This window comes from Endozoicomonas sp. ONNA1 (assembly GCF_024606325.1).
Classification (GTDB): Bacteria; Pseudomonadota; Gammaproteobacteria; order Pseudomonadales; family Endozoicomonadaceae; genus Endozoicomonas_A.
Window position 1 is genome coordinate 1 of record NZ_JAHHPN010000718.1, and the last position, 2,233, is coordinate 2,233.

At 47.2% G+C, this 2,233-nt stretch carries 1 protein-coding gene; it reads left to right on the top strand.

What is annotated here, in order from left to right; translation table 11 throughout:
* The first annotated feature begins 233 nt into the window (after nucleotides 1–233).
* Nucleotides 234–1,889, top strand: coding sequence for an F-box/WD40 repeat-containing protein (locus KDK19_RS16775; RefSeq protein ID WP_257274424.1), 1,656 nt, complete (start codon nucleotides 234–236; stop codon nucleotides 1,887–1,889).
* Nucleotides 1,890–2,233: the final 344 nt, after the last annotated feature.

Genomic DNA, 2,233 nt, shown 5'->3' on the forward strand with positions numbered 1-2,233 from the left:
CACCTCAGCCAAATTCAGCCCCGATGGCCGAAATGTGTTGACCGAATGTGCAGATCACACGGTGAGAATCACTGAACTGTGGAGGGGCGATAGATGACTTCTTTTCTCTGGTTCCAAAGAACTCAATGTTTTGAACTTCTATTGTAAAAACCACTCTAACAGACCGGACTCACTTTTAATGTCCTTTCCAAGCGAAGATAAATAATGACTTTGGAGATAGGGAGGCATCTGGCATGCAACCTGTGAAAAGCAATTGCGACAGTGACAGTATACTCCTGCCAACACCTGAGCCAGCTCAAATGGAGGAAGCACCGACGGGTGTCATTGCAGGTAGAGACGTGAGTGTCTGCAACAACAATCCATGTTTATTACTCGATTTGCCCGATGAAACAGAATCCATGATTATTCGCTATTTGGGTTTTCGAGAGGTTGCCTGTTTAGCAAAGGTGTGCAGATATCTTCGCGATCTTGTTAAAAAAGATCATGCTTTGGAGAGAGCATGGTATCGCCGGTTTCCTTCGCCACACCAATACCAATTAAAGACTATCGTTACGACAAAAGATCAGCAACAACTCCGTGATTGGTTGAAGCCGTTTGTTAATGAAGACACTGTCGAGTCACTTCCAGAACAACAAAAAAGTATTTATTTTCCTGTCCAGCTCCTTTTCACCAACAGCAAACTGATGTCTCAATGCAAAACATTCAAGTTAGTGGAAAAAGTCGAAATCCCACATTTTCACACTGTCAGCACAGCCACCTTCAGCGCCGATAGCCGCCATGTGGTGACTGCCAGTTTGGATATGACGGTGAAAATCTATGGGCAGGAGACTGGAGGAACATGGGAAGAAAAAACCACTTTCAACCACAATGCCTCAGTCAGGTCGGCCAGCTTCAGCGCCGATGGCCGTCATGTGTTGACCGCCAGTTATGGCCATAAAGTGAAAATCTGTGGTCAGGAAGACGATGGATCATGGACAGTAAAAACTATTATTACCCATACTGATTCTGTCAATTCAGCCACCTTCAGTAATGATGGTCGACGTGTGCTGACTGCCAGTCAGGATCAAACGGTGAAAATCTTTGGTCGGGGGGACGATGGATCATGGGAATTAGAAGATACCATCTACCATATCAGTCCGGTCGTTTCGGCCAGGTTTAGCCCCAATGGTCTTCATTTGGCAATCTTCGGTATAGATGACACGGTAACAATCTACGGTCAGGGAGCCGCTGGAGGGTGGGTAGAAAAAGCCACCATTCAGCATGAGAAACTAATCACCTTAGCCAACTTTAGCGCCGATGGCTGCCTTCTGTTATCCGCCAGTTTAGATGGCACGTCGAAAATCTGTGACCTGCAAGCTGATGGATCATGTAAAGAAATAACCACGCTTCATCATCGTGGTGTGGTCACTTCAGCCGACTTCAGCGCTGATTGCCGTCATCTGATGTTCGCCCATCATGATAACACAGTGAGAATCTATAGCGCCGCTGCATCATGGCAAGAAACAGCCTGCATTTCCCACAATTGGAAGGTCACCTCAGCCAGCTTCAGTGGCGATTGCCGTCATGTGGTGACCGCCAGTTTGGATAACACGGCAAAAATCAATGGCCTGCAGGCCGATGGCTCATGGCAAGAAGAAGCCAACATTACCCATGAAGACGAAGTCCTTTCAGCCACCTTCAGTGTCGATGGTTGTCATATGGTAACCGCCAGTAGAGATGGTACTGCGAGAATATGGGGTCTGGAGGCCAATGGGTCATGGCTGGAAAAAGCCACCATTGAACACGAGGGAGGAGTCATCTCAGCCGACTTCAGTCCCGATGGCCGAAATGTGATGACCGTCGGTGTAGATGCTGCGGTGAGAATCACAGAATTATGGAGGGGCGATTGATGATCGAACAGAACTCTTCTTTTTCTTGGTTTCAATGAGCCCAATGATGAGTCATGGAAAGTAAAATACACTGTCAACCATAGTAGCCAGTTCGTCTCAGCCGCCTTTAGCCTCGATGGCCACCCTATGGTGGCGATTAAATATGGTGTTAGGTGTCTCTGTACCATTCTCTGCTATGCTGGTTACTCCATACATAACGTGAGTAGTCCCGATGTCGTTAGAGGTTAGGGTAGAGCAACTTGAGTCACATTTTGACTCACTGGATAGCGCAGTGCGTAGTCTTGTTAAAATCACTGGTGATACACACCAAGAGATACTGGCAACAAGACGGGAAATGCGAGAGT